Source organism: Rhizobium sp. TAL182, from assembly GCF_002117725.1.
Lineage (GTDB): Bacteria > Pseudomonadota > Alphaproteobacteria > Rhizobiales > Rhizobiaceae > Rhizobium > Rhizobium esperanzae.
Genome location: NZ_CP021024.1, coordinates 1,915,483 through 1,941,199 on the forward strand (window position 1 = coordinate 1,915,483; position 25,717 = coordinate 1,941,199).

The 25,717-nt window shown below is 59.3% G+C and carries 23 protein-coding genes, 1 tRNA gene and 1 pseudogene; 14 read left to right on the top strand and 11 right to left on the bottom strand.

Going from position 1 to position 25,717, the window contains the following annotated elements:
- Positions 1 to 116: 116 nt before the first annotated feature.
- The 6 genes from Tal182_RS09645 (at position 117) to Tal182_RS09670 (ending at position 5,613) form a co-directional block, all read left to right on the top strand.
- On the top strand, positions 117 to 467 hold the full coding sequence (locus Tal182_RS09645) for a PepSY domain-containing protein (RefSeq protein WP_245344841.1): 351 nt from the start codon (positions 117 to 119) through the stop codon (positions 465 to 467).
- Complete coding sequence (locus Tal182_RS09650; protein ID WP_085859277.1) at positions 464 to 1,135, top strand: response regulator transcription factor; 672 nt, start codon at positions 464 to 466, stop codon at positions 1,133 to 1,135. The genes Tal182_RS09645 and Tal182_RS09650 overlap by 4 nt, the downstream gene beginning before the upstream one ends.
- The gene (locus Tal182_RS09655) at positions 1,132 to 2,514 is read left to right on the top strand and encodes a HAMP domain-containing sensor histidine kinase (RefSeq protein ID WP_125461467.1); all 1,383 of its coding nucleotides are present in this window, start codon (positions 1,132 to 1,134) and stop codon (positions 2,512 to 2,514) included. Before Tal182_RS09650 ends, Tal182_RS09655 begins: the two co-directional genes overlap by 4 nt.
- 305 nt (positions 2,515 to 2,819) lie before the next feature.
- Entirely contained in the window at positions 2,820 to 3,443 is a 624-nt protein-coding gene (locus tag Tal182_RS09660; protein ID WP_085859278.1) for a hypothetical protein, read from the top strand.
- The gene (locus Tal182_RS09665; RefSeq protein WP_085859279.1) at positions 3,440 to 5,314 is read left to right on the top strand and encodes an AAA family ATPase; all 1,875 of its coding nucleotides are present in this window, start codon (positions 3,440 to 3,442) and stop codon (positions 5,312 to 5,314) included. Before Tal182_RS09660 ends, Tal182_RS09665 begins: the two co-directional genes overlap by 4 nt.
- Positions 5,311 to 5,613 (top strand): hypothetical protein, encoded by a 303-nt coding sequence (locus Tal182_RS09670; protein ID WP_085859280.1) that lies wholly within the window; start codon positions 5,311 to 5,313, stop codon positions 5,611 to 5,613. Before Tal182_RS09665 ends, Tal182_RS09670 begins: the two co-directional genes overlap by 4 nt.
- On the opposite strand, the gene dcm is transcribed toward Tal182_RS09670, so the two are convergent.
- The gene (gene dcm, locus Tal182_RS09675; RefSeq protein WP_085859281.1) at positions 5,603 to 7,612 is read right to left on the bottom strand and encodes a DNA (cytosine-5-)-methyltransferase; all 2,010 of its coding nucleotides are present in this window, start codon (positions 7,610 to 7,612) and stop codon (positions 5,603 to 5,605) included. The two genes, Tal182_RS09670 and dcm, sit on opposite strands and share 11 nt — an antisense overlap.
- A gap of 348 nt (positions 7,613 to 7,960) precedes the next feature.
- Here dcm and Tal182_RS09680 point away from each other — a divergent pair, with 348 nt between their 5' ends.
- On the top strand, positions 7,961 to 9,046 hold the full coding sequence (locus Tal182_RS09680; protein ID WP_125461468.1) for a hypothetical protein: 1,086 nt from the start codon (positions 7,961 to 7,963) through the stop codon (positions 9,044 to 9,046).
- A gap of 228 nt (positions 9,047 to 9,274) precedes the next feature.
- Here the strand turns inward: Tal182_RS09680 and Tal182_RS09685 are convergent, their stop codons facing one another.
- A complete protein-coding gene (locus Tal182_RS09685) occupies positions 9,275 to 9,691 on the bottom strand; it encodes a hypothetical protein (protein ID WP_125461469.1) in 417 nt (138 codons plus the stop codon).
- 315 nt (positions 9,692 to 10,006) lie between these two features.
- Between Tal182_RS09685 and Tal182_RS09690 the strand changes: the two genes are divergently transcribed.
- Together Tal182_RS09690 and Tal182_RS09695 are read left to right on the top strand one after the other, a co-directional pair.
- Positions 10,007 to 10,198, top strand: coding sequence for a hypothetical protein (locus Tal182_RS09690; protein ID WP_125461470.1), 192 nt, complete (start codon positions 10,007 to 10,009; stop codon positions 10,196 to 10,198).
- Complete coding sequence (locus Tal182_RS09695) at positions 10,195 to 10,494, top strand: hypothetical protein (protein WP_085859285.1); 300 nt, start codon at positions 10,195 to 10,197, stop codon at positions 10,492 to 10,494. Before Tal182_RS09690 ends, Tal182_RS09695 begins: the two co-directional genes overlap by 4 nt.
- A gap of 217 nt (positions 10,495 to 10,711) precedes the next feature.
- Here Tal182_RS09695 and Tal182_RS09700 read toward each other — a convergent pair whose 3' ends face one another.
- Genes Tal182_RS09700 through Tal182_RS09710 form a run of 3 tightly spaced genes read right to left on the bottom strand, consistent with a single transcriptional unit; the run spans position 10,712 to position 12,908 of the window.
- On the bottom strand, positions 10,712 to 11,626 hold the full coding sequence (locus tag Tal182_RS09700; protein ID WP_085860900.1) for a TIR domain-containing protein: 915 nt from the start codon (positions 11,624 to 11,626) through the stop codon (positions 10,712 to 10,714).
- Positions 11,627 to 11,631: 5 nt separating this feature from the next.
- Positions 11,632 to 12,330, bottom strand: coding sequence for an adenylate/guanylate cyclase domain-containing protein (locus Tal182_RS09705; protein WP_085859286.1), 699 nt, complete (start codon positions 12,328 to 12,330; stop codon positions 11,632 to 11,634).
- A 14-nt stretch (positions 12,331 to 12,344) separates the two neighbouring features.
- Positions 12,345 to 12,908 (bottom strand): Pycsar system effector family protein, encoded by a 564-nt coding sequence (locus Tal182_RS09710; RefSeq protein ID WP_085859287.1) that lies wholly within the window; start codon positions 12,906 to 12,908, stop codon positions 12,345 to 12,347.
- Between the two features lie 66 nt (positions 12,909 to 12,974).
- Between Tal182_RS09710 and Tal182_RS09715 the strand changes: the two genes are divergently transcribed.
- Positions 12,975 to 13,712, top strand: coding sequence for a hypothetical protein (locus Tal182_RS09715; protein WP_085859288.1), 738 nt, complete (start codon positions 12,975 to 12,977; stop codon positions 13,710 to 13,712).
- Positions 13,713 to 13,717: 5 nt separating this feature from the next.
- Here the strand turns inward: Tal182_RS09715 and Tal182_RS09720 are convergent, their stop codons facing one another.
- The 5 genes from Tal182_RS09720 to Tal182_RS09740 form a co-directional block, all read right to left on the bottom strand.
- Positions 13,718 to 15,244 carry an adenylate/guanylate cyclase domain-containing protein gene (locus Tal182_RS09720; protein ID WP_085859289.1) on the bottom strand — a complete coding sequence of 509 codons (1,527 nt, stop codon included), beginning with the start codon at positions 15,242 to 15,244 and terminating at the stop codon, positions 13,718 to 13,720.
- A 302-nt stretch (positions 15,245 to 15,546) separates the two neighbouring features.
- The gene (locus tag Tal182_RS09725) at positions 15,547 to 19,359 is read right to left on the bottom strand and encodes a vitamin B12-dependent ribonucleotide reductase (RefSeq protein WP_085859290.1); all 3,813 of its coding nucleotides are present in this window, start codon (positions 19,357 to 19,359) and stop codon (positions 15,547 to 15,549) included.
- Between the two features lie 623 nt (positions 19,360 to 19,982).
- Positions 19,983 to 20,477 carry a xanthine phosphoribosyltransferase gene (gpt, locus tag Tal182_RS09730; RefSeq protein ID WP_064810155.1) on the bottom strand — a complete coding sequence of 165 codons (495 nt, stop codon included), beginning with the start codon at positions 20,475 to 20,477 and terminating at the stop codon, positions 19,983 to 19,985.
- 217 nt (positions 20,478 to 20,694) lie between these two features.
- Positions 20,695 to 21,537: a universal stress protein gene (locus Tal182_RS09735; protein WP_085859291.1), complete on the bottom strand. Its 843-nt coding sequence runs from the start codon at positions 21,535 to 21,537 to the stop codon at positions 20,695 to 20,697.
- 92 nt (positions 21,538 to 21,629) lie between these two features.
- Positions 21,630 to 22,406, bottom strand: a complete 777-nt coding sequence (locus Tal182_RS09740) for a competence/damage-inducible protein A (protein ID WP_085859292.1) — start codon at positions 22,404 to 22,406, stop codon at positions 21,630 to 21,632.
- Positions 22,407 to 22,659: 253 nt separating this feature from the next.
- On the opposite strand from Tal182_RS09740, the pseudogene Tal182_RS31645 reads away from it, so the two are divergent.
- Positions 22,660 to 22,810, top strand: a pseudogene (locus tag Tal182_RS31645) (flavodoxin domain-containing protein); the annotation flags it as partial.
- Positions 22,811 to 23,028: 218 nt separating this feature from the next.
- Positions 23,029 to 23,114 (top strand) — tRNA-Leu (locus Tal182_RS09745).
- Between the two features lie 391 nt (positions 23,115 to 23,505).
- Here Tal182_RS09745 and Tal182_RS09750 read toward each other — a convergent pair.
- On the bottom strand, positions 23,506 to 23,880 hold the full coding sequence (locus tag Tal182_RS09750) for a VanZ family protein (protein WP_064802017.1): 375 nt from the start codon (positions 23,878 to 23,880) through the stop codon (positions 23,506 to 23,508).
- A gap of 179 nt (positions 23,881 to 24,059) precedes the next feature.
- On the opposite strand from Tal182_RS09750, the gene ilvA reads away from it, so the two are divergent.
- Positions 24,060 to 25,310 carry a threonine ammonia-lyase gene (gene ilvA / locus Tal182_RS09755; protein ID WP_085859293.1) on the top strand — a complete coding sequence of 417 codons (1,251 nt, stop codon included), beginning with the start codon at positions 24,060 to 24,062 and terminating at the stop codon, positions 25,308 to 25,310.
- Positions 25,311 to 25,347: 37 nt separating this feature from the next.
- A complete protein-coding gene (locus Tal182_RS09760) occupies positions 25,348 to 25,674 on the top strand; it encodes an HlyU family transcriptional regulator (protein ID WP_064802021.1) in 327 nt (108 codons plus the stop codon).
- Positions 25,675 to 25,717 lie beyond the last annotated feature (43 nt).

A 25,717-nucleotide genomic window follows, 5' to 3' on the forward strand; every position in this document is an offset into this window, starting at 1 on the left:
CATCAGTCCAGGAGCGGTTTTGCTCATCTGGTCGGCGTCGAACCTACGAGGGGCTACCTGACGGCGACCTGATCGCGATTGTCAGGTTATTGTCACCTTTGATGGGATATTCTCCGATGATGTACCCGCTCCGCACGCTTGCGTTCGTCTGCCTTGTCCTTCTGTCGCCGTCGCTTCCGTTGTGGAGCGCGCATGCTGACGATTTGCCTGATCGTTCCCGCGAAGCGGATGACCTGCCGTCGCACGACGACCTGCCTAAACGGGTCCAGGAAGGGCAGATTCTGCCTCTAGCCGTCCTGAAGGCGAAAGTCCTCGCCAGGCTGCCCGGCGAATTGATCGATGTCAGTGTCGATCGGCATGACGGTGGCATAGTCTACGAGTTCCGGATTCTGAGGAGCGGCGGTCAGGTCACCGAGGTGGAAGTGGACGCCGCGTCAGGCAGGATCGTCGAAATCGAGAACGAATGATGCGCCTGTTACTTGCCGAAGACGACCCGCTCATCGCCCGTGACGTGACCGCCCAGCTCACCAAGGCCGGTTTCAACGTCGTCCACGAATCCGATGGGGAAGCCACCCTGTTCGCTGGCGAGCATGACGACTTCGCGGCCGTCGTCCTTGATCTGGGTCTGCCGAAGATCGACGGCCTAACGATCCTCAAAAAGTGGCGGTCGAACGGTCGTGACATGCCAGTCATCATCTTGACGGCGCGCGGCAACTGGGAGGAGCGCGTCGAGGGCATCAATGCTGGCGCTGACGACTACCTTGGCAAGCCATTCCGTAGCGCGGAGCTTCTCGCTAGGCTCCACGCAGTCCTGCGCAGGTACTCCGGGCACGCCAGTGCGGTCCTATCGTCAGGTCCCGTTTCAATCGACCCCCGTCGACGCACGGTCATGGTCGACGGGATGCCTGTCGACGTCACGCCAATGGAGTATAGGTGCCTGTCGATACTGATGCAAAATCGCGGCCGCGCGATGTCCCAACTCGAGCTTACTGAACACCTTTATACTCAGGACTTTGAACGGGAGAGCAACTCGGTGGAGGTCCTGATCGGACGGCTGAGAAAGAAGCTTGGAAGGGACGCGATCCTCACGCGCCGAGGCTTCGGATACCAGATAGCATCGGGCGAGGGGACATGAGGTCGCTTCACGGCCGCTTCGTCATCACGTCGCTGATAGCTGTGTCGATATGCCTTGCTGCGGCATCCATCGCTCTCGTCCAGATCTTTGCGGACAGCTACAGCAAGCGCGTGCAGAACGAGCTGACCGGACACATAAACCGTCTAGCGGCTGTGATCCGCTTCCTGCCCGGAGGCAGGCTGCAGGTGCCCGAGAACCCTGCGGACAACCGTTTCCTGACACCCTATGGGGGGCTCTACTGGCAGATCGACGATCCTGTGGGGAAGGCGGAGATCCGATCTCCCTCGCTATTCGACTATGTCCTGCCTCTGCCGGAGGAGGAGTCACATCCTGTCGGTATCATGCACCAATATCGTCTCTCCGGGCCGGAGGGGAAAGATGTCCTTGTTCAGGAACGCGTGCTCGCGTTGCCCGCGCCTGAGGGCAGGAGGCCTATTCGCATCGCGGTGGCGGTGAATGCCGACGAGGTCGACAGCGCTCGCCTTGGATTTGCTCTCGACATTCTGCCCTATGTTGCGGTTCTTGCCGCGCTCCTCGTGTTGATGTCGATCGGGCAGCTCTGGATCGGATTGAGACCTCTCGACCGCATAGGTCGTGATCTTGAAGCAGTCCGCGACCGGAGGGCTAGCCGACTGGCGGGGGCCTACCCGCGCGAGGTCCAACCACTCGTCAACCAACTGAACAAGCTGCTGCAAAGCCAGGCCGCGGCGATGGAGAAGGCCAGAAGCAGGGCCAGTGATCTCGCTCACGGGCTGAAGACGCCTTTGACCGTTCTCACAAACAACGCGTACTCACTCAGGGAGAAGGGCGAGGTCGAGATCGCAGATGAACTCGACCATCTTGCCGAGACCATGCTATCGCACGTCGAGCACGAGCTCGCCCGAGCCCGGATCACTCCGAGCCCTGATCAGCGAAGTGGTGATGCTGACGTCGGGAAGATCATAAGCGAAACCGTACGAATCCTCCGGCACACTGAGGCAGGCGAACATCTCACATGGGAAATAGACGTGGCTGGGGACTTCAGCGTTCCCGTCGATCCGCACGACTTCCGCGAGCTCGCGGGCAACCTGCTCGAGAACGCCTGCAAGTGGGCCAAGACCAGGATCGACGTCAGCGCGGTTCGAGATGACGGGCGTTCCCGCCTCGTGATCGAGGACGACGGCCCTGGCGTGTCGCCAGAGAGATTGCCCGATCTTCCTCGACGGGGCGTCCGTCTCGACCGCCTGAAACCAGGCTCTGGTCTCGGTCTCGCCATAGTGTCGGAGATTGCAGTAGTGTACGATTTGACGCTCAGGTTGGAGAACCGCGTCGAAGGTGGCTTCCGTGCGGAAATCGTCTTCCCTGACGTCATCGCCCCCGGACGCTCCATTCCAGAGTAGCGGCGACGACATAACATCTCCGAGGGGATCGACGCCATGTTTCCGCGTTTGACGACGTGCGGGTATTCTTCATCAAATTGCGCGTAATCGTGGCAGGTGCCGGACGCCTGCGTCGATACGGTCACAGTTGGTGTCTTGCACTGGGGGAGGCACGAACGAGCGGAGCCGACAACAAGCCTATGTTGACATCGATCGCGGTGTTCTCTATATGTTCCGATATGGCACACGCTTTTCGAATATCCACAGTCCGTTGACACTGAACGCCGCTTGCGCGGCCGGTATCATCGTGTGTTGGATTTTCAAACATGGAAAAGCGTGCTGCTGACCACTCCGTTCTCGACGCTGCCTTTCGTGAAGCGTCGCTAAAAACCTTCCTTCCCCTATCGACCGTCCGCTGCCCTGATCGACCTGCGTTCAGGAACCAGATCGCTCGCGATCTTGGCTGCCTGCTGGATGTGGACGATACGGTCGTCGCCTGGTCCTGCCTTTGTTTCGGCGCTCATGTCGAGGACCGGGTACATGTGGTCGATTTCATGGTCGACCATTTCGATGGAACACGGGAGTTTCTGGACGTCGCCGAGTTCTTCGGAGACCCCGCGGTGACGGAGACGCTCGCCTGTATGAAGCGGCGGCACCGGTTCGTCACGCTTGGTGAAATCTATTCCGGACATCGGCTTCAGAATGCCAGGGATCTGCTTCGTTATGCACGGCATCGCACGCCCCTCAACGATCGCGTAAGACTGCTCGCCGCGTTGGACGAGGCCGGGTCCATGACGATCGGCGAAACGTTCCACCTTTTCCGGGAGGTGCCGCCTCTGACGGCGATCGCCTGGATGACGCTTCACCGGTTCATTTCCGTCGATTTGGACGAGGCGCTGATCGGGCCTGAAACCATGATCCGCCGTCACAGCAACGAGGTGGCGCGATGAACTTGCCTCGCTCCGCTACTATGACCGCTGCAAGCGCAACCTACGGCGTCGCGCTGAAGGCTGCGATGAGGCTCGGAGGTGCCTTCCAGAAGAGGGTGACAACCCGGCTGACCGTGGTCATCTTGAGGTTGCCTTCGAACGCAGATGTAAGAGGCTATGAAATCGCGGCGGCGCTGCTGGTTAAGCGCACTCCCGAACTCGCTGGCTTCCTAGTTTTCAGAGCAGATGTCACGCGGAGGGGCGTTCTCGACGTCAGGAACCTGGAAGACGCTCTCGACCTCGGTCGTCCTGTCATCTTCCTGTGGCCCTCCGCTTTGAATGTGCCCAACCACATCGTTGCCGCTGCGGACATGCTCGTGGACGTGCACCCAGTCAGACCGTACCATCTCGTTTCCGCGGTCAGGCAAGTCGAAGGACGGACGTTGGATTTTGGCCAGGCGGCCAAGCTTCTTGAATACCCTCTCGCGTCGGTGTTCGCCTCGCTGCGCGCCGGACGTCCCGTCGACTTGGTTCTGAAGCGCCTTGAGGCGTCCCGCCCCGCGCCTGGTTCGGCACCTTCGGGTCCGAGCCTCGACCAGCTCGAGGGCTACGGGGACGCCCGAGATTGGGGACTGTCGTTGGCGGAGGATCTTCGAGCTTGGGGCAGGGGTGAAATCGCGTGGTCGGAGGTCGACCGAGGCATTTTGGTCAGCGGGCCTCCAGGATCGGGGAAGACGCTGTTCGCCTCGGCGCTGGCGCGTACCTGTGGCATCGAGGTCGTGGCGACGTCCGTCAGCCGCTGGCAGTCGATGGGACACCTTGGAGATATGCTGGGGGCCATGCGGAAGAGTTTTCACGAGGCTGCTGCAAAGAAGCCGTGCATTCTTTTTCTCGACGAACTCGACAGCATCGGTAACAGGGCAGCGTTCAGGGGCCACAACGCCGAATACTCGACCCAGGTCGTAAACGGCCTGTTGGAGCTTGTCGACGGACATGATCGTCTTGAGGGCGTCGTGGTGGTGGGAGCAACGAACCATCCAGAGAAAATCGACCCGGCTCTCTTGAGGGCGGGCCGGTTGGATCGGCATGTCGCCATCCTCCTTCCGAACGCCGAAACAAGACGATCGCTGTGCCGGCAATATATTCGCGATGACATGACCGAGACCGATCTCGAAACGCTCGTCCATGCCACCGCCGGATTCAGCGGCGCCGACTTCGAACGGATCGGACGCGATATCCGGCGGCGGGCAAGGAGGGGCGGGACGGAGATCACGGTCGAGCTCGCTCTGTCGGTCTTGCCGCCTTCGCTGAAAATCGACGGCGAACGGCGGCGAACGGTATCTGTGCACGAGGCCGGCCACGCGGTCGTCGGCATTCGCGTTGCGGTCGGAAAGCTGGATTCCGTCGTTGTCGCTCGCGAGGTGACAAGGCACGGATCCGCCGCCGGCTTTGCGCACTTTGTTCTCGACGGCGACGTTGAGCGAGATCGACAGACCTTCCTGAGCCAGATCGCGATGCTGCTGGGAGGAAGGCTGGCCGAAGAGGTCATTCTCGGATCGGCTTTCGAAGGATCCGGCGGCGAGGGATCTGATATCCACAAGGCGACCGACCTCGCAACTGTCATGGAGGTTCAACTCGGCATGGGCGAGACGTTGGGATACTTCCAAGCAAGTTCTTCCGCAGACCTAGAGGAACTTCGTCGTCGAATTCCTGCCGTGCGCGAGCGCGTCGAAAAGGTTCTTCTTAAACAATGGAAACGCGCACGCGCCATCATCGAGGAGCATGTCGACGTGATCGAGTTGGTGGCGTCCCAACTGGCCGCCAAGGGCCATCTCGATGGGAAGGAAGTGGAGCAGATGATGGCGGCGAAGCTCCAGGAGAGATCGCCATGACGGATACAAAGGACGTGCCCTGGAAGTTTGTCGTACAGGGCTTGAAGAGCAAGATGATCGCGGGCCGGAAGGGGTCAATCGCCCAAGTGCTGAAGGAGGTGGGCGGTGACGCCGCGTCTGTCCGACAGGCAAGGAGAATGCTGCTGACGATGTCCGTCGACGCCCTCTCCGGTACGCCACGGTTTATCGACGTATACGGAGAAGGTGAAATCTGCCTGATTTCCTTCGATGATCTTCTAGATATCCTGGCCGATCGTCCGCCAACTCTGGCGGAGGTCATGGGTCGTGTCACGCGCTGATCTCAGCGGACGCTAATACGCCTAACTCCGCGACGTCCGTCGATCGAAAATCCGGGACGATAGGAGGAGCATCGATGAAGCGCTGTCCAAATGGCTCCTCGATGCAGCCTCGCTCCCGCAGCATAACGGAATAGTCAAATCGCTTCCCGGTCAGCGCAGACCGCACCGCAAGCCCGATCGCTTGACCGATCACGGGAGGAACCGCATTTCCGACCTGCCGAGCGGTCGAATCCTTCCCGCCGACGAAGTCCCAGTAATCTGGGAATCCCTGAAGCCGGGCGCGCATCCGAAGCGTAAGTTGAGGCAGGAATCCTGCGCCGGCCTGGTCAGCTTCCTCCTGTGTCGGCGCGGCGTCGGCGACAGTGGCGATGTCGATGCCCTTCTTTGCCCACCGCGCGGCCTCCTTCTCGCGAGAGCCTCCCTTTCGCCCGACTACTGTCGAGGCCAGCGCGCCTCGTAGCTCGACGCCATTTCGAACGACCACATGGTTGCGGCGCGCTTTCGCCCAATCCTTGGCGCCCGTCCAGCCGTTGGCGGCCATGAGGTCTTCGAGGACATCGCCCAGGTTCGAGCGCCAGTGAGGGAACGTCGGCGGAGCGCGGAAGGCGCCCATGGCCCCCTGGCGCAGTCCCACGAAGAGCATCCGGGTCCGTTCTTGGGCCACGCCGTAGTCTTCCGCTTCCATGCGAACGATTTGAACGGCGTATCCAGACTTCTTCAACTGTTTGAGGAAGTTGCCAAGATGGTCTGCGTGTCTAGCATTCAGGAGCCCGACCACGTTCTCGAAGACGAATGCCCGAGGTAGCATCTCGCGCACCGCCCGCGCACATTCCAGTAACAGATCCCTGGGGTCGTCCTTGCCGAGGCCTTTGCCATCTATGGAATAGCCCTGACAAGGCGGGCCTCCGACGAGGAGATCGACTCCCGCAGACCTATAGGCCGTAAAGTCCACTTGGCGGATGTCGCCTTCGACCACGTTCCAGAGCGGCCGATTCAACCGCAGCGTCGCGGCGGCATGCTTGTCGAACTCGAAGAGGGCGAGAGGATGATACCCTGCATCTTCGAGGCCCAAGGACATTCCACCCGCGCCTGCGCATAACTCGACGACGTTCAGCTTCCGAGTTGGAAGGCGGGTGAGCGGCGCCGCCTCCTTCGTCACGATGTCGAATATGTCCGGCGCGACGGTCGACGTGATCGGCTGGATGCACTCTTGGAAGTTGGTCGACCATTGCGCTTCAAGGCTGGATCTGTCGAGCGCCAGTCCGAACTGGCCGCCGAAGCGTCCCTGAGCCAGGGCGTCGATAGCGGCATAGGCAAGCGATAGCCGGCGTTCGCTCGCGTGCATAGGCATCCTGAGGACGTCTGAGAGTGGAATGTCATACGACCCGTAGGCACATACAAAGTCCGGAAGAAGAGCTCTTGCCGAGGCTCGGATGCTCGCATGGGCGTCCGAGCGGCGCTCGTTAGTCATGTTGTTCGAACGATATGCTTGGAGGAGGGAGAGGAGTTCGGCGGCACTCCTGTCGACGTTGCGCGTGGCGTCAACCGCTCTCCGTCGCGCCAACGTAGCCGAGCTCTTGAAGGCCGAGGTGACGGTCTGCTCCGCGAATGTCATCTTTCTATTTCGAAAATTGGCGCGGATGGCTGAAACGTCACGCGTCCCCAACGTTGCGCCACCGGCAATCCTGGATATAGCCTCGCTTCGCGTTTCATCATCCGCAGACGCCAACGCCCTCAGAACCGGAAACTGGATGCGTGCTTCGCGCAACAACACCCCGAATTCTTTCAAGGTCTTGTTGACCTTTAGAAATGTGTTCGCGTCGGCCACATCCATTTCACAGCCGGCATGAAGGAAGGTTGCAACCTCCTTCGGCGACAGATGCTCAAGCAGCCCTTCGACCTCGTCCGCCATCCTGAATAGCCGGTCAGACATCTGCTGTTGAAGGCTCCGGATCGCCTTCTTCGCCTTACTAAGGGCTTCGTTTCTCAAATCTGACATCTGCAACGTCTCGCACGTGAAATCGGACGTGTCATATCGGGACAATCATTGCAGGACCGGCAACCCAATCGCTAAAATTGCTTGCAACTGCAGATTTGTCTCGGTCACACAATTGCCTGCAAGGACGGAGCGATCTACAACCGTTCGGGCGATGCACGACGTCGGACTTTTACAACCTGCAAACTGCCGGTTCTCTTTGGCAGAAGCGCTTTCGGGGGATACCTTTCACGATCGTAAGTGTCGCGCTACTTCGTATTTTACTGAAGTCTTTGCAGACCTTGAAACCTCCAATGTGTATGAGCTCGGTCATTTCCAGAAACGGATGCAATGACCTTGGAGCGGAAACAGATGGCGAAATCGTATAAAAACAAACAAAAGTTTCTGCCTCTCGAACACCGGATCGCGGAACTCCTATCTAAAGAAGAATTTCGCCCTTTCGACAGCCGCCTCAAGGAGATACTTCGAAAGCCTGGTGTTTTGGTAAGGCTGCTGGCGACCGCCAAGGACTTGCCCTCACTGGAACTCGGATTGACGGTGGCCGGCTCGGCGGAGAACCATGACTTTGAGCCGCTTGGCGAAGAGTACCGCACGACACAGATCACATTTCGTGCTGACATTGTCGGACAGATCGGGCCTAACCACATCGTCCATGTCGAGCAACAGACCAAGCATTCAAGGAAGCCGGCCCTCCGACGCATGATGCAATACGGCGCGCTCATCGCCTCGTACTACGACTTTCAAAAGTGCGTCACTCAGCTCTACTACCACACGGGCGACACACCTGCTCGTTGGCACGAGAAGGATTTCGAAGGCGGCCTGATTTTCAATGGCAACGGCAGTATGCGAAATAGCTTCATTTTTATCGACGCAGCCCGCCATGATGCGTGGTCGATGCTTCGAGATCCAAACTTCTTTTACGCAATGCTTGGCCTACTTGCCGAAAACATTCGCGACGAGGCGCACTACTGTTCTAAACTCGTCCAAGAGGCCCGTAAGCGTTTCGCGGACGAAGAGTTGCGGGAGGTTCTAGTAACTTGCATCGTGGTCGGCCAGCTTAGGAATCGAGGGCGGTTGATCTGGCCTCATGTTCTGGATTCCGAGGCTGATCATATGTTCGATGAAGAATTTTTCGCGGGATGGGAGGAGATCATCCGAACTCGCAACGCCGATCACTTTGCGAACATTGCTCGGGCGGTTGAGCTTATCAAAGAAACCGTTCTCTTCGATCTGCCGGAAGATTTTCTTGAGCGCGCGATGAAGTACATGAGCCGCAGTCAAGTGGCGGCGGTCAGGAACACGAAATACGAAACTCTTTCCGAGATTTGTGAGGAGGCAGGCATTCCCGTGGTCTACTTCGACGATGGCCGAGCTCCCGAATATTTTCCTCATCCGAAACAGGCTCCCGTCCGCGAACAGCGTGTGGCAAAGATTTAGGCTCCAGACGGTCGCGGGGTCGGGGGCGCCTTATACCCATCGTCGTGTCGATCGATGGGGTCACCTCCACAGGACCGCGTCCTAGACTTTTCGAAGGTCCAAGAACACCAACGATTCCTCACCCGGCCTGTTGAGGCAGCACTACGACAAGCCGAAATGAACGAGGCAGTCAGCAACTCCCAATTCTACGGGAGCTGACGATGTGGCATCTGCCACCTAATCCCCACATCAACTTTCGTTGCTCTTCTTTGTCTTCTTGTTCGACGCTTCCTTCTCACGACCTTGCTTAGAAGCGATTTTCTCAAGTTTGGATTTCAGCTTCCGGTGATGAGCCAGATTAAGTTTCTGATCGCCGAGCTTCACCTCGAGCTTAACCTCTCTATGGTGATCGCCAAACTCCTTGTTCACTCTGAGCTTCTCTCTGATCGATAGAACCTTGTCGACGATCTCGGCTAGAACTTTGGTGAAGTTCGCGAGCGCCGCCGTGGTGACGCAGATATAGGTGATGGTTTCTATCGTTTCGTGGTCGATCGTTGGAAACTGGTGCTGGACGAATTTGCCGTGGTCCACGCGAAGGAAGTCACTGGTTTTTTCCACGCCTGCGGCATTGGCCTCAATTTCAAGCCGCTTCAGCAACTCGCTCAATTCATGATCCGGGCCGTCCGTGGTGCACGGGTTCATGTTCGTGGTTCAGCGTGCTGATACTTCGTGACGACGTTCGAATCGTAACGACCAGATTTGTGTCCAATGACTTATCCCCGTCTGCAACGTCAATGATGATGGCAGACTTCAATGTCATCGTCACGATCCGCAAATTCGAGATAATCTCGTCGCTTTCCTTTCATCGTAAACCGCGCGTGGCATGCCAATCGCGGTCTGCGATCTACCGGCCTCGACCCAAAAGACGGGCGATATCGTACAAGGTATCATATGGCCGAGCGGGACCGGTTGCGGAGGACGATGCCAGATATCGCCGCAGAAGTCGGTACGATCCTTGCCGACGAGTTCGAGCAGGCCTGCGCGATCGTTCGAGAAAACCTATCCGTCGTGGAGGATCTGGCAGCACGGTTGCACAGGGACGGGGTGGTCGATGGCGCCGAGGTCGAGCAGATGATGAAGGCTTCGGCAGACCGGCGGAGGGCCTGGACATGACTGCAAACTGGAAGCTCGTTGTTCGAACTCACAAAGCCTCCCAATTCCCCGAGCGCCGCGTTCTGGTCGAGAAGGCGGTTCTTGAAGCTGCAGGCTTCCCATGGGTCAGAAACGCGCGGCGTCGTCTCTGCATTCTCACGAACGACGTCTCCAGAGGGCAGCCGGCCCTCACCCAGACAGACGGCGGACTCGTGTGTCTCATTTCGCTGGACGACCTCGTCGACATTGTCATGGTGCCGCCGCCGCCGCTCTATGAGGTCATGATGGGGTCGAGACAGCGCAGTGGCCGGTCCTAGCGAAGGTACACGTCATCCTCAAAGGATTCGACCATGGTCTGCATCGACAACGGCTAGGCTATTCTAACGCACAGAATCGGATTGCGGAGGCTCTTCTGTGCAGCAAGACATTCCTTCGCCGGCCAAGGTCGTTGCGGCAATCGAAAGCAATGCGCTGTTGCCGCTGTTTCGAGAAAATTACAAGTTTGGACAGTCGTCATTCCTCCACTCGTCGGTCTTAGCCGTTAAATGGTCCCAGTTCGATGATGTGCTGGCGAAGTCTGTCGCAGGCGGGCGCAATTAACGATTCCGCAACTCTGCCGCTTTCAAAACGGTAGGGGATCGTCGTGATCCCGCTCAGGTCGCTGGGAAGCTTGACCTTCTCCTCGCGCGGTTCCATCAGGATCGCCCGTTGCCGACCGAGCTTGCCCATGAAGAGGCCCAGTTCGAAGACGACGTTGTCGCGGGGGCTGGGCCAGTCCTTACCCCGGCTCTCCGTAAGGTCGTCAGCATGTGCGATGGCCACAGCGAAATCGGAGTCGTCGACTTCCGCTTCCAGATCCTGAAGGGTGTAGTTGGCAACGCGAAAGACGCCGTCGGTCCAAATCGTCGTAAGGAACGGATCATGCTCGAATGCATTGCGAACCAGTCGCGCGACGGGCAGGGCCTCGGCGGACGAGATGATAAAGACACGCACTTTCTCGCGGTACATGCCGACGTGCTTGTTCCGCTCAAGCAGTCGCCGGGACAGGGACCGCGCAATCTGCCGATACATGCCGGGATATTTCTTGGCGAGCTGAGAGAAATGTTGCTCACTTAACCTGGCTACGAGCGAAGGCTCCTCGGCGACGACTGTGGCAGATCTCCGCTGAGTGGGCTCTATGGCGGCCATCTCGCCAAGCTGTTCGCCACGCCCACGTCCTCCAATCCTGCGGCCGTTGATGTAAATCCCGAACGATCCGGCGATGATGAAGAAGATGTCGTTGTCTTCGCCATTCTGCTCGATCATGGCCTGGCCAGTGTCAAACTCCACGAGTTCTATGACGTCTGCAAGTTCCTCGGCCAGCGCTCGATCGCTTGCAACGATCCATTGGGCAAGCAGAACTTCAACTCTAAGCTCCCGCCCGGCATCTCCTTGAAAGCGCTCGATCATCCTGCTCAAGTGAATATCCTCCAATACGTCGACGAGTAGATTTCGTCGTTGTTGTGATGTGGCCAGCTCCACTTTTTCCAGATGCTTTCACGGCTAGAGCCGAGCTTCTGGTTGTCGTTCAAATTGTGGTAGACACGATTGGTAATCCAAGTCGGATTGTCCGCCGTGAGTGATGTCAGCTTGGCGGCCAAGTTCGCGGCGTTGCCAATCCATACAATATCATTGTCGCCACGAACTCCGGTTCGCGCTGCCCGGATTTCAGATGTGTCGATACCTACGACATGACGGATATTGAAGTCCGTGCTCCAACCCTTTTTCATTGCAGGCTGTACAATGTTCTTAATCGCGTAGTTGATCTCGAGAGCACACGAGACGGCGTCGTTGCACTGAGCATTCGATATGAAAATGCCCATCGCCCGATCGCCGTCGTAAGAGACGATTGAACCGCCGTGTTTCCGGATGAGCCGGGACGTCGCGTATAGGAAGGTCTTGTAGACTTCTCCGGAGAAAGTCCATTTCTTCTTCTCCACTAGGTCTGTTGATCCGTCCAAATCCGCATAGAGGATGGTTGCTCGCTTGAAATAAACGGCGTCGTTCGAGAGCTTGAGATCCGCGGGCTCGGGTACCGTGTTTCCGTCGCGCACGGTCCATTTCGAGCTGAAGATCGAGCTTGCATTTCCGTTGATATCGTCCGCGATCGTCATTCCGAGACACCCCTTCAGTGCCAATGCGCAACGACCCATCGCCCGACGAAGACGACGGGCGGGATTGTCATGAACACGAATGCTATGAGTACGAGGGTTCCAGCCCAATGGAACATTCGAAACTTGCGTCGAGCGATTGTCGCGTGGCTCGCGATCTGAACCGCAAGATCGCGGAGATAGGTGGGAGTGACAGACTCGCTCTCGGTCGGCATGTATTCCTTCTGCGAGATCTCCGCGTAATTCTCTATGCCACCTTTCGCGATGTCGCTGAAGTAGAGCAGATTCATGGCGTCGCCTTCCCGCTTGAGTAGTTGTTCGAGAAGCTTTGGAAGAAACGATATGAGGCAGATTACGGAGGAGATTGCGAGCAAAGGCAGGGCAGCGGCAAGGGCGTACTTGTACCCGAACGGCGGTTCGTCCGTCGACCTTAAGAGGTTGAGGATTGCGCCCATCCAGACTGAGGAGAACGTCAAAAGCGCGGCGTTCTTCGTCTCGGCAAACCTGACGAAGTCTATCATTCGGCCGTGGTTCGCCGACATCAGTTTCTCAAACGCTTCCTGCTGGTCATTCTTTGGCATCGGTTGGCCCCCTCAGTTCGCCGCTGACTTTGCCAAGGGGCAATCGTCCATCGTGCCGCAGCAGACGTGCTTTCCCGTGCGAAGGAGTTTGTAGAAGTCCTCTTCGGCTCGCTGCCATCCGTCGAGATTGAGAACAAAGTCAGCGAGTTGTCGTGCATGTCCGCCGCAAGCAGCCATGGGCAAACGAAGACTGTTCGCGTTGTCGCATTTGCAGCGCTGCCGAAGCGTCATCACCCGTCGCTCACCACGGTGGACCGCTACGAGCCGTTCGCCATCTTTCATCAAGGCGATGCGGTCTCGGCGGCGTCCTTTCGCAAGACGAAGGCGATCCTCTCGGAGAGACGCGAGGAAACGCGGCCCCAGGGCGGCGGCATTCTGTTCGGCCATCGCCTGAAACCTCGCTGCCGTCGAGCCATGGGCGCGCGCATCCGCCTTGCCAGGCCACCGCCTCAGCGCAGCCGCCGAATGTTGGCGAAGCAGGAAGGCAAGGAGCCTTCCCCACCAGACTTCGGCCGCCTCCTGATCGCCAATTTCGGAAGGTTCTGCTTCGCCCCAATAGAGGCAGAACGTACCTCCGGGATTTATGTGACGCTCCGCACAGAACGACGGAAGGAGTGTCGGTTGCTGTTCCGCCACGGTGACAGACTTGCCGTCTCGCCGAATTTCAAGAATGAAGTCCGGGCTCGGCGCGCCAGACGCATTTGGAGGATTGACGGCATAGATCGCGTGCCCGTCTGCCGCCGAAACGAGGCGGGCGTGGTTATTGTGGGCGACGCTGTACAGTTGATCGAGCGGCGACAATGAAGAGCTCAACCGATACTGGCGTGCGGACGGAAAGGTGTCTCCGACGCCTTGACGATGGCCGGGCTGCTGGCGGCGTAAACCGAGGCTCGAGCCGCCTTGGCCACTGCGTCATCTTCGGCTGCTAGGGCTTCCAGGGCAACGTCATAGGTCAGATTGGATACACGCCGCGACGACCCGAACAGATTCCTGACGGAGGCGGGTCCGTCGTCGTATGCCGTCTGACCGATCGCCGTCTGGGTTCCGTTGCAACGCTTTTGCTCGTTCTCAGAGGCCAGCACCGATCGGCCCGTCGAGCAACGAACGCGGCTCCCCTGCATGCCGAGGCGGGTTAATGCTCCGGGGCCGAAATCGAAGCCAATCGCGAGACCTAGGTCGTCGGTATCGACGCCATTTGCCTCAAGACGTTCAAGGGCGAGGTCGAAGCTGCTGCGAAGGCCACCAGCGCACAGAACCGCCGTCGATACAGTCTCGTCAGTGTCGGTTGTATGCGCAGTGCCTTCCAAGATGTGGCCGTGGATGCAGTCGCCGATGAAACGGATCCTTCGGCCGGAAAAGTCCGAGCTGAGAACCCGGTCAAGTTCTGCACGGACGACATGCAGGCAGCGGACGACATCCTCGGGATCATTATCGATATGGGAATTCACGTAAGCCGTGAAATTGTCCACGTCCGCATACACGGAGACCATTTCCATGCGCCGGGAGTTGCCAGGCGTCAGCACGGTGATGTCTAAATTCTTCAGAGGCGGTGTTGTACGCGTGAACGAGAACGCTCCGATCGGGTTCTTTTCGTTGTCATTGCGCCACTCGGCGACGATCTTGTCCTTGCTTAGACCGAGCTTGGCCTCGTCCTCGCAATCCTTGATTTCGCCGTCCGTCAGTTTTGACTTCGCGGGATCGTCGGCGGCATCGAGGTCAATCGCTTCACGAGCCTCGTGGCTCAGATAGATGCCAACCGCCTTGTTGTTCGACGCAAGTTTCGCGGCGATGTTCGCCGGGCGTCCGAGGAAGAGCGGTTCGCGATTACCGTTCCGTCCGTTGTTGACCGCGAGCGTCTTTCCGGTGTCGATGCCGACGCGAATCTTTGCGTTCGGAATCTTCTCGTCATCGTCGCCCGTCTCGGCGAGCACATCCGAGATCAGCTTCGCGATCGCGACCGCCCGGTTGACACGGCCCTCGGCGGCATCTGCTCCATAGGGTTTCGTGACCACGGCGTGAAGGCGCTGATTGTGGAAATCTACTCCGATGGCATTGGCATCGGCAAGGATCCGATGGACAGCACGGTAATGGAGGTTGAGGAAGCGGAGCGCCCGCTTGTGGCACGTCTCGCCTTCGAGGTCCGTCGACCACAGCATGTCTTCAAAGTTCACCATGTCTATGTAGAGGTGTACGCCATCAACGCGGTATGCCTTGTTGGTCGGGATCGATGTCAGGGACGTGTCGCGCGTATAGTCGACGAGCGTGACCTTTTCGACATCCTTGATGCGTGCGTCGATCGCAGCTTTTGCCCGGTCGTGCTTCCATGCATTTACCATTGCTACCTAACTCCGAACTATGGTGCATAAGCGGGTCCCAGCCCAACCGATGCGATTGTTTCACCGTTTGTTCCTTCTGGCATTTCCGGGCACTTTTCAGCGCCCGGATCTTTGACAGCGGCCTCTCTATCGCCCCACTGGCGGCGTTTCGAACGCCGTGACATCTCTTGGGGCAATCAGGCCCTTAATCATTGGTCCTGTGAAATTCAGGTCTGGGGAGGTTTTTGGCTAGAAGAATCCAAACAATCGGCTCCCGTATGATGTTTCGTTGGACGCGACACACTGCAGAACCGCAAGCCTGCTCAGCTGCAGCCGCTCGTCGCACCGCACGTGTCGCATTTCTCGCAGGTGCCATTCCGCACCATCGTGAAGTTCTGGCATTCCGAGCACATGTTGCCGGTATAGCCCTGCATGATCGAGCGCTGGCGGCGTTCGGCTTCCACCTTCTTGGCTTCCGTCTTGGCCGTTGCCGCGTCTGCTTCCGCCTTGTCGGAGAAGAGGGCGGTGGCGTCGCTGGTGATTTCCTCGCTCACTTCTTCGGCGATTTCCTCGGCCAATTCCTTGGCGCGCTCCTCGTAATCGCGCTTGAAGGCGACGATTTCGGAGGTGGAGATGGCGGCGGTCGGCTCCAGCTTGCGGGCCGCGGCACCTGCAAAGGCGGTAACGGTGCCGGTGGAAGCGGCGCGGGCGGGGGCCGCGGTGGCCGCACCCTTGGGTTCGCCCGCCTGGCGTTCGCCGCCGGTGCCGGAAACCAGCGTCGGCTTGTAGCCGCGGGTCCAGCCGGTGGAGAGCAGGTTGGTCTTGCCTTCCTGGATGCCCTTGCCGAGCGCCGTGTTCGAAAAATCCGACGTGTCGACATGCGCGAGGTCATGACGGCCGAGATAGGAGACGGCCAGTTCGCGGAAGACATAGTCGAGGATCGAGGTGGCGTTCTTGATCGCATCGTTGCCGATGACCATGCCGGCCGGCTCGAACTTGGTGAAGGTGAAGGCCTCGACATATTCCTCGAGCGGCACGCCATATTGCAGGCCGAGCGAGATGGCGATGGCGAAATTGTTCATCATCGCGCGGAAGGCAGCGCCTTCCTTGTGCATGTCGATGAAGATCTCGCCGAGGCGGCCGTCGCCGAATTCACCGGTGCGGAGATAGACCTTGTGTCCGCCGACGGCGGCCTTCTGGGTATAACCCTGGCGGCGGTTCGGCAGCTTCTCGCGTTCGCGCGAAACGCGTTCGATCACCCGCTCGATGATCTTCTCGGTGATGGTGACGGCCTGGGCGGCGACGGGCGCCTGCAGCAGGTCCTCCAGCGCATCCTCCTCGTCCTCGTCTTCGATCAGCGAGGCGTTGAGCGGCTGCGACAGCTTCGAGCCGTCGCGATAGAGGGCGTTGGCCTTGAGGCCGAGCTTCCAGGACAGCATGTAGGCGTTCTTGCAATCCTCGACGGTCGCCTCGTTCGGCATGTTGATCGTCTTGGAAATCGCGCCCGAGATGAAGGGCTGGGCAGCCGCCATCATGCGGATGTGGCTTTCGACGGAGAGATAGCGTTTGCCGATCTTGCCGCAAGGATTGGCGCAATCGAAGACCGGCAGATGCTCTGCCTTGAGGAAGGGCGCGCCTTCCAGCGTCATCGCACCGCAGACATGGATATTGGCGGCTTCGATGTCCTTCTTCGAGAAGCCCATGTGGTCGAGCAAGTTGAAGCTCATGTCGGCGAGCTGCTCGTCGGAAACCTTCAGCGTGTCCTTCAGGAAGTCGGCGCCGAGCGTCCACTGATTGAAGACGAACTTGATGTCGAAGGCGCTCTTCAGCGCGGCGTTGACGGCTTCCACCTTTTCGTCGGTCAGGCCCTTGGCCTTCAGCGTCGACGGGTTGATCGCCGGTGCCTGGTTCAGGTTGCCGTGGCCGACCGCATAGGCCTCGATCTCGGCGATCTGGCTTTCCGAATAGCCGAGCGTGCGCAGCGCTTCCGGCACGGCGCGGTTGATGATCTTGAAGTAGCCGCCGCCGGCGAGCTTCTTGAACTTGACGAGGGCGAAGTCGGGCTCGATGCCCGTCGTGTCGCAATCCATGACGAGGCCGATCGTGCCGGTGGGCGCGATGACCGAAACCTGGGCATTGCGGTAGCCGTGCTTTTCGCCGAGCTCGAGCGCCTTGTCCCAGGCCGATTTGGCATGGGCGGCGAGATCCTGATCGGGGTTTTCCGAATGGATCAGCGCGACCGGATCGATCGACAGCGCCTCATAGCCGGAGGTTTCGCCGTAAGCGGCGCGGCGATGGTTGCGGATGACCCTGAGCATGCTCTCGCGGTTCGGCGCGAAGTTCGGGAAGGGGCCGAGTTCGCCGGCGATCTCGGCCGAGGTCGCATAGCAGATGCCGGTCATGATCGCAGTCAGCGAACCGGCGATGGCGCGGGCCTCAGTGGAGTCGTAGGGAATGCCCGACGACATCAGCAGGCCTCCGATATTGGCGTAGCCGAGGCCGAGCGTGCGGTATTCGTAGGAGAGTTCGGCAATGCGCTTCGACGGGAACTGCGCCATCATCACCGAGATTTCCAGCACGACGGTCCACAGGCGAACGGCGTGTTCGTAGTCGCCGATATTGATGCGCTTGGTGGCCTTATCCTTGAACTGCAGGAGGTTCAGCGAGGCGAGGTTGCAGGCCGTGTCGTCGAGGAACATGTATTCCGAGCACGGGTTCGAGCCGCGGATCGGGCCGCCGGCCGGCGAGGTGTGCCAGTCGTTCATCGTCGTGTTAAAGTGGATGCCCGGATCGGCCGAGGCCCAGGCGGCATAGGAAATCGTTTCCCAGAGCTCGCGCGCCTTCAGCGTCTTCATGACCTTGCCGTCCTTGCGGGCGGTCAGCTTCCATTCGCCGTCATTTTCCACGGCGCGCAGGAAGTCGTCCTTGATCGAGACCGAGTTGTTGGAGTTCTGGCCCGATACCGTGAGGTAGGCTTCCGAATCCCAGTCCGTGTCGTAGGTCTTGAATTCGAGGTCCTTGTAGCCCTGGCGAGCGAACTGGATGACGCGCTGGACGTAGTTTTCAGGAACCTGGTCCTTCTTGGCGGCGCGGATCTCGCGCTTCAGGGCAGGGTTCTTGGCCGGGTCGAAGCAATCGCCGTTGTCGCCTTCGCAATTGAAGCAGGCCTTCATGATCGCCTTCAGGTGCTTGGCGACAATCTTGGAGCCGGTGACGAGAGCCGCAACCTTCTGCTCTTCCTTGACCTTCCAGTTGATGTATTCCTCGATATCGGGATGGTCGATGTCGACGACCACCATCTTGGCGGCGCGGCGCGTCGTGCCGCCCGATTTGATAGCGCCGGCGGCGCGGTCGCCGATCTTCAGGAAGCTCATCAGGCCGGAGGAGCGGCCGCCGCCGGAAAGCTTTTCGCCTTCGCCGCGCAGCATCGAGAAATTGGAGCCAGTGCCGGAGCCGTATTTGAACAGGCGCGCTTCACGCACCCAGAGATCCATGATGCCGCCTTCGTTGACGAGATCGTCCTCGACCGACTGGATGAAGCAGGCATGCGGCTGCGGATGTTCGTAGGCCGACTTGGATTTGGTCAGCTTGCCGGTGAAGGGATCGACGTAGAAATGGCCCTGACCGGGGCCGTCGATGCCGTAGGCCCAGTGCAGGCCGGTGTTGAACCATTGCGGCGAGTTCGGGGCGACGCGTTGGGTGGCGAGCATATAGGCAAGCTCGTCCTTGAAGGCGGCAGCATCTTCTTCCGAAGAGAAATAGCCGCCCTTCCAGCCCCAATAGGTCCAGGTGCCGGCGAGACGATCAAATACCTGGCGCGCATCGATTTCGGAGCCGGTCTGCTCTTCCCTGGGCAGGGTCTTCAGCGCTGCATCGTCGGGAACGGAGCGCCACAGGAAGGAAGGAACGTCGTTTTCCTCGACCTTCTTCAGCCGGGTGGGGACGCCGGCCTTGCGGAAATACTTCTGCGCCAGAACGTCGGTCGCGACCTGGGAGAACTGCGCGGGAACGTCGATATTCTCGAGGCGGAAGACGATCGACCCGTCCGGGTTCTTGATCTCGCTCGTCGCCTTGCGGAATTCGATATCCGCATAGGCGCCTTGGCCGGCCTTCGTGAAACGACGTTCGATGCGCATAGTCTTGACCTCGCGTTGGCGCCCGTCCCCGGGGCGCAAATTTCCTATCCGGCGGCACATTGTCGTCGTGCAGCCAGTCTCGTTTCCGTATCGTGACAGGGGTGTCATCCGGAGATGTCCTTCCTGTATCTTGTGGTGATGGTGGCTGCAAACACTAAATATAGTATTAACAGCTTATTATCGCCAGCCCCGATGTCACTTTTTTTGGAGGCAGAAAACCGCGCAGAAATCCTCTCTGGCCTGGGCCGGTTCCGGCACAACAGCCTCAATCTGCGTCTTGTTTTTCAAAGGGAACCGGGCTCGTACCTCCGGTCCTGTCGCCGCCGCAACATCAGAAACAGTAAAGTTGGAAACCGCTGATTCCGTCAAGGGCTGGTTTTTAATTGAATGGTAACCACAACATCTTGTGGATGCGCCTGTGGAGATTGGGGAAAGCCCGGGAGCGCTGAAAATACAATGACTTGCGGGCATTCCCGGCTAAGGAAAATGCCGCAGCGGCAAAAAAGTGTCCTGCGGCAAATCTTGTGATGGCATTTCCGGCGCAAATGCGCATGCCGATTCGCTGAGGAAATCAGCGCTGTCAAAGTGCGCCGGGATAGCGGCGCACTGCGGATTTGCGGCGATCAACGCGCGCCCTTGGCGATTGGTTCCTGGTAGGTGAAGCCCATGTCCCAGGGGAAATAGATCCAGGTGTCCTGGCTGACCTCGGTGATGAAGGTATCGACGGTCGGCACACCCTTCGGCTTGGCGTAGACGCAGGCGAAATGCGCCTTCGGCAGCATGGTGCGCACCTGCGCGGCTGTTTTGCCGGTATCCGTCAGATCGTCGACGACGAGCACGCCTTCGCCGCCGTTTTCGGCAAGCTCGGGCGCAATTCCCTTGAGCAGCACCATGTCGCCCTGGTTCACATAGTCATGATAGGAGGCGATGCAGACGGTCTCGATCAGGCGGATATTCAGCTCGCGCGAGATGATTGCGGCCGGAACAAGGCCGCCGCGGGTGATGCAGACGATCGCCTTGAAGGCCTGATCGAGGCCGGCAAGCCGCCAGGCAAGGGCACGCGCATCGCGGTGGAATTGATCCCAGGAAACGGGAAAGGCTTTATCGGGAAGGGACATTGGGGCTGCTCCGCGGCATGAATAGAGACGAAACGCCGTTCACCGGCGACCGGACGGCTTCAGCGGCAAAACGCAAATCGCGCAGCCGGAACTGCGCGAGATCGCCAGCTGCTGCGCGAGATCGCACCTGCTACTGCGCGAGGCGTGGCCGGGGCTGGAAGCCTTCATCGGTGGCAGCAATTAGCGGGATTTGCCGGTAAAACGCAAGAGCAGCCGCTCATCGCGACAACAGGGTCAGCGCCGTCATCGATTGCAGCAGGCTCTTCGTCGTGCCGCCGAAGATCGCCTGCCAGAGCCGGGAATGGGTATAGGCGCCCATGACGAGAAGATCGATGCTGCTGTCCGACAGCCGGTTTTCGATGACATGCGAGGCATTCCTGTCGACGCTGTGGCCCGTCGCAAGTGTCGTCTTCACGCCATGGCGGGCAAGTGCGGCGGCGATCTCGGCGCCTGATGTGAGCGGCGATTGCAGGGCGGTATCGGCCGGGTCGACCGAAAAAATCTCCACCTCCTCGGCCGCTTTCAGGAAGGGCAGCGCATCGAAGGTCGCGCGCGCCGCCTCCTTCGAGCCATTCCAGGCGATCAGCACGCGCTTGATCGGCTTCGGCTGGCGGATGACGTAAGGGATCATCAGCACCGGTCGCCCGGTCTCGAAGAGGAAGCTGTCGACGTCCACGTGACTGTCGGAGGGATTGGCCGGGTCGGCCTGCGATGCGATCAAAAGATCGGCGCTGCGAGCGCTTTCGATCAGCGGTGCGGAACCGTAGCCGGTGGAGGTGGTAAAGCTGCGCCATTCCGAGGAGGCGTCGGCGGCCTGCGCTTTCGCCTGAAAGATGCGTTCCACGGCGACCGTTTCACCATGCGCCATATCCTGCAGCGCCTGGACGGCCACCGGATCGGGAATTTCCATCGGTGCCACCAGCGGCACGGCCGATATGGTTTCGGCATGCAGGCCGATCACGTGAGCACCGCTTTCTGCGGCAATCGCAAAGGCGAAATCGGCAACGGCGGCGCTATTGTCTGCCGTATCGAGAATGGCGAGAATGGTTTTGTAGGACATATCAATTCTCCTTGCGCTGAAATGACGTGCGCGAGGGACGGAATGCACCGGACCGTTCTCCCGTTCCTTGACGGGGATCAAAGTCCGGCTCCTCAAGCCTCGGCGGAATGGTTTTCTACGATCTCCTTGTTCCGGCGGATGGCGTCGATCAACGCGTGGACCTCGGCGCCGGCTGCATCGATTGCCGGTTGCGAGCGGCCGCGCACGACGATCTCGGTCGAGAATTTCTGGCCGATATAACGCGGATAGGAACCGATGCTGGTATCCGGATGCGCTTTCTGGATTGCGGCAAGCGGCGTGCCGATATCACCCTCGCCATAAGGGCAGGCGATGGCGAGCGAGAGCACCGGCGTGCCGGTTCGAAGCGTCGGCAGCACATTGTCGACCATCGCCTGAAAGACCTGCGGCACGCCTGCCATAACATAGACATTGCCGATGATGAAACCCGGCGCCGTCGACACCGGATTGGGGATATGGACGGCACCCCGCGGCATGCGGGCCATACGCTGGCGCGCCTCGGTGAATTCCATCTCGCGGCGACGGTACATATCGGCCAGCAGGGTCATTGCCGCTTCGTCATATTCGCAGGGCAGACCGAAAGCCTTGGCGATCGCATCGGCGGTGATGTCGTCATGCGTCGGCCCGATACCGCCCGAGGTGAAGACGTAATCATATCGGGCGCGAAGCGCATTCAGCGCTTCGACGATCGCCTCCTCGTCGTCGGCGACGATTCGCACTTCCTTGAGATCGATGCCGGACAGCGTGAGCAGATCGGCGAGGTGGCCAATGTTCTTGTCCTTGGTGCGGCCGGAAAGGAGTTCGTCGCCGATGGCGAGCATGGCGGCGGTGACGACGGTGTCATGGCTCATGGGATGTTCCGTGATGTGAGGCTGGTCAATAGGTAGCGTCCTTGGGCCGCTTTGCAAACACGCGCGCGTGGTGCCGAAAAGTGTCAGCGGTTTTCGGACGATATCATGCTCGTTAGCACCAGCCGATGCGTCACTTTCGCGCCAAATCGGGGACGTTGAACATTGAGTTCTCCCGCGCAGGGCTGCCTTCGCCTTGGGCGCTGTTAGAAATCCGCCGGTTACGAAATTCCCGGTGTTTCAAGGAAAATGGAAGATGGCGAAAGTTCTCGTTCTTTAATTACTCGGCCTACGGCCATATCGAAACCATGGCCTATGCCGTTGCTGAAGGCGCGAGGTCGGCTGGTGCCGACGTAACCGTCAAGCGCATCCCGGAACTGGTTCCGGAAGAGGTCGCCAAGGCTTCCCTTGATCTCGATGCGTAAACGATGAAGGCGCGATTGGCGTGAGCCCGCCGCGCCTTTTCCAGTTTCTTGGGCCAGACGAACGAGCGGCGCTGACGCTCGATTTCTCGTTGATATGCCTGCTCATTCATTCCGTGGCGGCGGCCGGCAGAGCCGATATTATTTTTACGCCCTACGGCTCTTCCCATCGCCCATGACGCAAGATATTGAAAACGCCGCAAGCGGGCGTGGCGAAACTGGTAGACGCAAGGGACTTAAAATCCCTCGGCCTTAGGCTATACGGGTTCGATCCCCGTCGCCCGCACCAGCCTACGCTCTCTGTGCTTCTGCTCGGCGAGCCGAAGAGAGCAGCCAAACGAAGGCAGTCGCGCCGTAGTTCTGTTGGGAACGAAGGCGGACTGGTTCGATAATGCTCCGGTTAGCTGCAACAATCTTCATAATCGTGTTTGAATATGCCTGTATATTGCGCGCAAAAGCGCGTTATTGCTTGACAATGACATTTTCGGTGCAAGGATTGCGCCGCGGCGAGTAAGTGTTGTCTTCTGGGAGTAAGACGATGGTTTACGATTGGAGCGGGACCAGGGTTCGGCGCGTCCGGATATTCAAGACGAGCGTCGCACTTGTTCTTGCAACTGTTGTGGCTGCGATACCGCTGTTTTTCTGGGCATTGGATTTGCCGGGTTTCTGATCCGCAATAATCAGCGTTCTGCGAAAGGCAGGCCGTTTGGAGCTCTGCTCTCGCGCCATCTGTTGATCACCCAGCCGGCGACGAGGCCGAGAGCGGCGCCCATGGCCTTGATGCCCGCATCATGCAGGCGCGGATGGCGGGTCGGCGAGAAATACTGCAGATATTCGATGCCAACTGCCCCAATGATCAGCAGCACGGCCACCAGTTTCCACTGTTTTGGATAGGCGAGCGCAAAGGCGAGGCCGAGAAGAACATAGGCGGCGCCGCGGTCCGTATCGACCGTCGTGACCGTATCCGGTCTCAGCCCGATCGGCGAAACCGTGACAAAGAGGATGAAGGCGAGCAGCAGCCAGGCGAGCGGTCTTGCGAATTTGAAGATCATCATCGCTCCATATAAGTGGCAAGCCTTTCCATTGACAGTTAAAATCAGTTCATCTGCCGCCGATTTTGCGATTGGCTTAAGAAAGGCTCTATGGGCTGAGCCGGCCGGTCAGTGAATCCTTTCCTTTGGCCGCCAGCCTGTGCCATAGCGGCGGTGACCAATCATGAGAATGGACCACGCCCGTGACGAGACTTGAAGTCGAAAGCGCCGAAGAGGCAATGCGTAGCCTCTTTCCGGCAACGCCGCTGCAGCTCAATGATCATCTCTCGGCCCGCTACGGCGCCGACATCTGGCTGAAGCGCGAGGATCTGTCGCCGGTGCGCTCCTATAAGATCCGCGGCGCCTTCAATTTTTTCCGCAAGGCGATCGGGCAGGGGGCGGCCGGCAAGACCTTCGTCTGCGCCTCGGCCGGCAACCATGCCCAGGGCTTTGCCTATGTCTGTCGTCATTTCGGCGTGCCGGGCGTCGTTTTCATGCCGGTGACGACGCCGCAGCAGAAAATCGACAAGACGCGCATGTTCGGTGCGCAATTCATCACCATCCGGCTGTTCGGCGACTTTTTCGATCAGTGCTATCAGGCGGCGCGCGAGCATGTCGAGGCGGTCGGCGGCGTCATGGTGCCACCTTTCGACCATGCCGATATCATCGAGGGGCAGGCGACGGTCGCTGCCGAGATCATGCAGCAGCTGCCTGAGGGAACGGTGCCCGATATGGTGGTTCTGCCGGTCGGCGGCGGCGGACTGGCCGCCGGCATCACCGGTTATCTCGACGGCGTCGTGCCGAAATCGTCCTTTGTCTTCGCCGAACCGTCCGGCGCGCCGAGCCTCAGACGCAGCATCGAGGCAGGCAAGGTGACGACGCTTGCTAAGGTCGACAACTTCGTCGACGGCGCAGCGGTCGCCCGCATCGGCGATCTGAATTTCGCCGCTCTTCGCGATTTTCCGGCAAGCCAAGTGCAACTGTTGCCGGAAAACGCCATCTGCGTCACCATCCAGGAGATGCTGAACGTCGAGGGCGTCGTGCTGGAGCCGGCCGGCGCCTTGTCGCTGACGGCAATCGCCGCGATGGATCGGCAGGCGATCCGCGGCAAGACCATCGTCGCCGTCGTCTCCGGCGGCAATTTCGACTTCGAGCGCCTGCCTGACATAAAGGAAAGAGCCATGCGTTACGCAGGGCTGAAGAAATACTTCATCCTGCGGCTTGCCCAACGTCCCGGGGCGCTCAGGGATTTCCTCAATCTGCTCGGACCCGACGACGACATCGCCCGCTTCGAATATCTGAAAAAATCGGCGCGCAACTTCGGCTCGATCCTGATCGGCATCGAAACCAAGGCGCCCGAGAATTTCGCCCGGCTGATTGCAAATTTCGAAGCCTCCGGCATGGGTTACGAGGATATCACCGAAAACGAGATCCTCGCTAACCTGATCATTTGACTTGGCGATCGTAATGCCGCCGTGCTAGAGACACGACATGGCTTCATTCATTTCCAATCTTTTTTCGATGTTCTCCGGCGGGGCCAAACCGGCCTCGCAGGCGGCAGGCCCGTCCGGCGAGCCGCAGCTTTACGGCGATTGCACGATCTATGCGGAGCCGCGGAAGGAAGGCAGCCAGTATCGCCTTGCCGGCCGCATTGAAAAGAAGGTCGGCGACGAGGTGCTGGTGCGCAGTTTCATCCGCGCCGATATGTTTTCCTCCTCCGACGACGCAATCGAATGCACGGTGCGCAAGGCGCAGCAGATTATCGATCAGCATGGGTCGTCACTCTTCAGTGATGGCGAGAAGATCCGTCAGGTCTGAAGTCGGAATCCAGTCCCGCTCGGCGATTGCCTTTCAATCGTAT